General features: G+C 76.2%; 4 protein-coding genes. 1 reads left to right on the top strand and 3 read right to left on the bottom strand.

All coding sequences use genetic code 11. The features are described 5' to 3' along the window. From E4099_RS29975 to E4099_RS29965, 3 genes are all read right to left on the bottom strand, one after another. A partial coding sequence (locus E4099_RS29975; RefSeq protein WP_135342254.1) for an RNA polymerase sigma factor occupies window positions 1-1,137 on the bottom strand: 1,137 nt, incomplete at its 3' end. 205 nt (window positions 1,138-1,342) lie between these two features. Further along, a complete protein-coding gene (locus E4099_RS29970) occupies window positions 1,343-2,404 on the bottom strand; it encodes an enoyl-CoA hydratase/isomerase family protein (protein ID WP_135342253.1) in 1,062 nt (353 codons plus the stop codon). Further along, window positions 2,401-2,949, bottom strand: coding sequence for a GNAT family N-acetyltransferase (locus E4099_RS29965; protein WP_135342252.1), 549 nt, complete (start codon window positions 2,947-2,949; stop codon window positions 2,401-2,403). The genes E4099_RS29970 and E4099_RS29965 overlap by 4 nt, the downstream gene beginning before the upstream one ends. Before the next feature lie 310 nt (window positions 2,950-3,259). Between E4099_RS29965 and E4099_RS29960 the strand changes: the two genes are divergently transcribed. Beyond that, the coding region (locus E4099_RS29960) for an AfsR/SARP family transcriptional regulator (protein WP_209446800.1) at window positions 3,260-4,074 on the top strand (815 nt) is incomplete at its 3' end.

Raw genomic sequence — 4,074 nt, 5'->3', positions numbered from 1 at the left:
CAGCAGGGCCAACGGCAGCCCGCAGACCAGTACGGCGGCACCCACCGCCGCGGGCCGCCGCCACCGGCCCGCGGCGCCGCCCGCGACGGGGGCGTCGCCGGAGCCGCTGGTCTCGGCCGCGGGCGAGGCGTCGGGGGCCCGCGAGCCCGCCGCGGCGGTGCCGCCGTCGGACGGCCCCCGAGCATCGGACCCCGGGGCCGCGGGGCCGTCGAGGTGGGAGGGGAGCGGTGCGGCGTCGGGGGCGCCGGACCCCAGGGCCGCGGATTCCGGGCCGTCGAGGGGCGAGGAGAGCGGTGCGGCGTCGGCGGCCGGGTCGGCCGTCAGCGCGGTGGCCTGTGCCGCGGGGTCGGAGGCCCAGGAGGGTATGCGGAAGCCGCCCAGGGGGGCGACCAGGGCCAGCCCGACCAGCAGCCCTTCGGCGGGGACCAGCTTCGACCGGTGACCGCCGCAGGGGGCGCAGTCGCGGGCGTGGCGGGCGATGCGCTTGCGCCACACCGGGGCCGGGGTTCCGTCCCAGGGGTCCAGGAGCGCGGCGAGTTCGGGGCAGCGCGGGCGGGCGGCGAGCGCCCGTACCACCACCCGGCCGGTCTCCAGCTGGGTCTTCATCCTCTTGACCCGTACCGCCGCGTGCTGCGCGGTGATGCCCAGCGCCTCGGCGAGTTCGGGCCTGGTGAGGGTACCGGCGGCCTCCTGCCACCACAGTGCCAGGAGCTCGCGGTCGCCGGTGTCCAACCAGCGGGTGGCCTCGGCGAGTTCGCGGCGCTGCCCGGAGAGTTTGAGCCGCCAGATGGTGAGCTCGGTGAAGTCGCCCGCCGGGTCGGGGGCCTCCGCCACCCGTTCCAGGGAGGTCGCCGCCGCCTGCTGCCGCTCCGTCCAGCGGCGGCGCACCTGGTTCATGGCGATGGCGACCAGCCAGGATCGGAAGCTGGCGGGTTCGCGGAGCCCGCCGAGCCCGTGCAGGGCGCGGAACATGGTCTCCTGCACCACGTCGTCCACGTCCGCGTGGCCGTCCAGGGCCCGGCCCACGATGTTGTAGACGAGGGGGAGGTAGTCGGCGACCAGGCGCTCCCGCGCCCGAGGGTCGCCCGCCTGTGCGGCGGCCACCAGTTCCGATATGTGGGGGTTGTCGCTGTGCATGCCGTACTTCCTCGCCCTGTCGCCGTCCTGCCTGCCCTGGGGAGACTCGACGGCGCCCGTCGGATGACGGAAACCCGGGCTCCGCGGCGGTGGATCGCCCCGTGACTCTACGGATCTCCCTCTCCGATGAGGTGATGACCCCCTGCCACGTGGACGTCCCACGGTGAGCCGGTTCCTCGGAACCTCCGCAACGCCCGCGGCGGGCTCAGGCGCCGTCGGCGGGCGGCAGGCGCAGTTCCCGCTCGCCGAGCGGGGCGAAGAAGCGGGCCACGTCCTCCTCGGTGACCTCGCCGAGTGCGGCAGGAGACCAGCGCGGATCGCGGTCCTTGTCGATGACCTGGGCCCGGATGCCCTCCACCAGGTCGTGCGTGGCCAGCGCGGCGCAGGAGGTCCGGTAGTCCTGTTCCAGGACCGGCTCCAGCCGCCCCAGGGCGCGGGCGCGCCGCATCGCGGACAGGGTGGCCTTCAGCGCGGTGGGCGACTTGGTCCAGAGGGTCTCGGCGGTCTCCTTGGCCGCCAGGGTGCCCTGGGCCAGCAGCCGGTCCACGATCTCCTCGACGGTGTCCGCCTGGTAGCAGTGGTCGATCCACTCCTGCTGCTCGGCGAGTTCGCCCCGCGGCGCCGGCTCGGCGTACCGGGGGATCACCTCCGCCGCGTCCGCGCCGGCCAGCTCCGCGATCAGCCGGGGGATCCGCGCCGCGGGGACGTAGTGGTCGGCCAGGCCGCACAGCAGCGCGTCGGCCGCGCCCACCGCCGCGCCGGTGAGGGCCAGATGGGTGCCCAGCTCTCCGGGGGCCTGGGAGAGCAGGTGGGTGCCGCCCACATCGGGGACGAGGCCGATACCGGTCTCCGGCATGGCGATCCGGGAGCGCTCGGTGACGATCCGGATGCCGCCGTGCGCGGAGATCCCGACGCCGCCGCCCATCACGATGCCGTCCATGACCGCCACGTACGGCTTCGGATAGCGGGCGATCCGGGCGTTGAGCCGGTACTCGTCCCGCCAGAAGGCGGCCGAGGCGGCGCCGCCGCCGGGGGTGCTCGCGTCCTGGTGGATGGCCCGGATGTCACCGCCGGCGCACAGCCCGCGCTCCCCCGCCCCCGTGATGACCACGGTGGTGACGGCGTCGTCGTGCTGCCAGGCGGTCAGGGCGCCGTCGATGAGCCGCACCATCTCATGGGTGAGGGCGTTGAGCGCGCGCGGCCGGTTGAGGACCAGGCGGCCGACCCGGCCTTCGGTGTGGACGAGTACCGGTGGCTGTTCGTTCATCGGGATTCCCGTATGTGCAGGTGCCCGTCCAGGGGGAAGGACGGCGGCAGGGCGGGCAGGGTCTCGTGGTACCGGTAGCCGGCCTTCTCGGCGACCCGGCAGGAGGCGAGGTTGTCGACCTGGTGCAGCAGCTCGATCCGGGCCAGGCCCCGGTCGGCGAAGGCCCAGTCGGTCAGCGCCTGGAGGGCGCGCGGTGCCACGCCCCGGCCGCGGGCGGGGGCCGCCGTCCAGTAGCCGACCTCGGGGTTCCCGTCACGCAGGTGGCTCCGTTTGAGCACCGCATTGGCCACCAGTGGGCCCTCCCGGCCCTCGGCGCCCTCCTCGAACACGGCGAAGCTCAGCCGCTCTCCGGTCTCCCAGCCCTGCCGCTGCGTCTCCAGCCAGCTCCCGGCCTCCGCGGCGTCCCGCACGGGTATCCGGGTCCACTGGCGCAGCACCGGATCGCGGTAGGCCTCGATCAACGGCTCGGCGTCCTCGTCCCGCCAGGGCCGCAGGAACAGCGCGGCGGCCTCGGGCGCTCCCGGCGCCCGCAAACTCACGGTCATCGATCCCCTCCCAGGGGCACACCTCTCCTGGGCTCATTGGATCATGTCGGGCGCGGCGGACCGTCCGTAGCGGCCGCCGGGGGCCTGGCCCTGCGGGTGCGGACGGTGCCGGTCGCGGGCACCGGCCCGACCGCCGGCCCGCCGACCTCCCCGCGCCCATGCCGGGCGGGGCCCCGGCGGTGCGTTCCGCACCGCGCCGAGGTGCGGCGTCCGGCCTCGGCGGCCGGGCCCGCGGTCCCGTTCCGGTTGTCCGGATCGCCGAGCCGTTCGGACGGCTGCCACGGTTCGCCGGCCGCCTACTCTGTTCCGCGTGAGGGGAACGGCGACAGGGGTGGCGATGGACTTCCGGCTGCTCGGGGCGGTCACGGCTTTCGCGGGTGGCACGGAGGTGCCGCTGGGCCCGCCCAAGCGCCGTGCCGTCGCGGCCATGCTGGTCCTCGCCGAGGGCGCGCCGGTCAGCGCCGAGCGGCTCATCGACGCGCTGTGGGACACCGAGCCGCCCACCCATGCCCGGACCGTGGTGCACGGCCATGTCTCCCGGTTGCGCGGCGCCCTGCGGACCGTACCGGGCGCCGAAGTGGTCACCCGGACCGGTGGATACGCCCTGCGGCTGCCCGCGGGCTCGGTGGACGTCTGGCGCTTCCGGGCGCTGCTGGGCGATGCCCGGGCCGCGGTCGGGGCCGAGCCGCGCGTCGGGCTGCTGCGGGAGGCGCTCGCCCTGTGGCGCGGGCCGGCGCTGGCCGCCGCCGGTGAGACCCCGCTACTGACCGCCGCGGCCGCGCGCCTGGAGGAGGATCGGCTCTGCGCGGTGGAGGCCCTGGCCGCCGCCCTGTACGAGCTGGGCGGCCACGGCGAGGCCGCGGCGCTGCTCCGCGAGGCGATCCAGCGCCATCCGCTGCGCGAGTCCCTGGTGGCCGCCGCGGTGCGGGCGCTGCACGCCGCGGGTCAGCAGTCGCACGCCGTCGACCTGTATCTGCGCACCCGGCAGGCGCTGGCCGAGGAGTTGGGCGTGGATCCCGGCCCCGAGCTGTCCGACGCCTATCTGGGCATTCTGCGCTCCTCGGCACCGGCGGCGCGCGGTGGCGGGGCGCCGAGCGCCGCGGCGGAGCCCGCGCCCCGCCCCGC

The organism is Streptomyces palmae, assembly GCF_004684805.1.
GTDB classification, from domain to species: domain Bacteria; phylum Actinomycetota; class Actinomycetes; order Streptomycetales; family Streptomycetaceae; genus Streptomyces; species Streptomyces palmae.
This window is presented reverse-complemented; position numbering and strand designations above follow the sequence as displayed.

What these genes read in the sequence shown, in the direction of transcription:
- E4099_RS29970 (WP_135342253.1), bottom strand. Translation starts at nt 2,404, where the DNA reads ATGAACGAACAGCCACCGGTACTCGTCCACACCGAAGGCCGGGTCGGC.
- E4099_RS29965 (WP_135342252.1), bottom strand. Translation starts at nt 2,949, where the DNA reads ATGACCGTGAGTTTGCGGGCGCCGGGAGCGCCCGAGGCCGCCGCGCTG.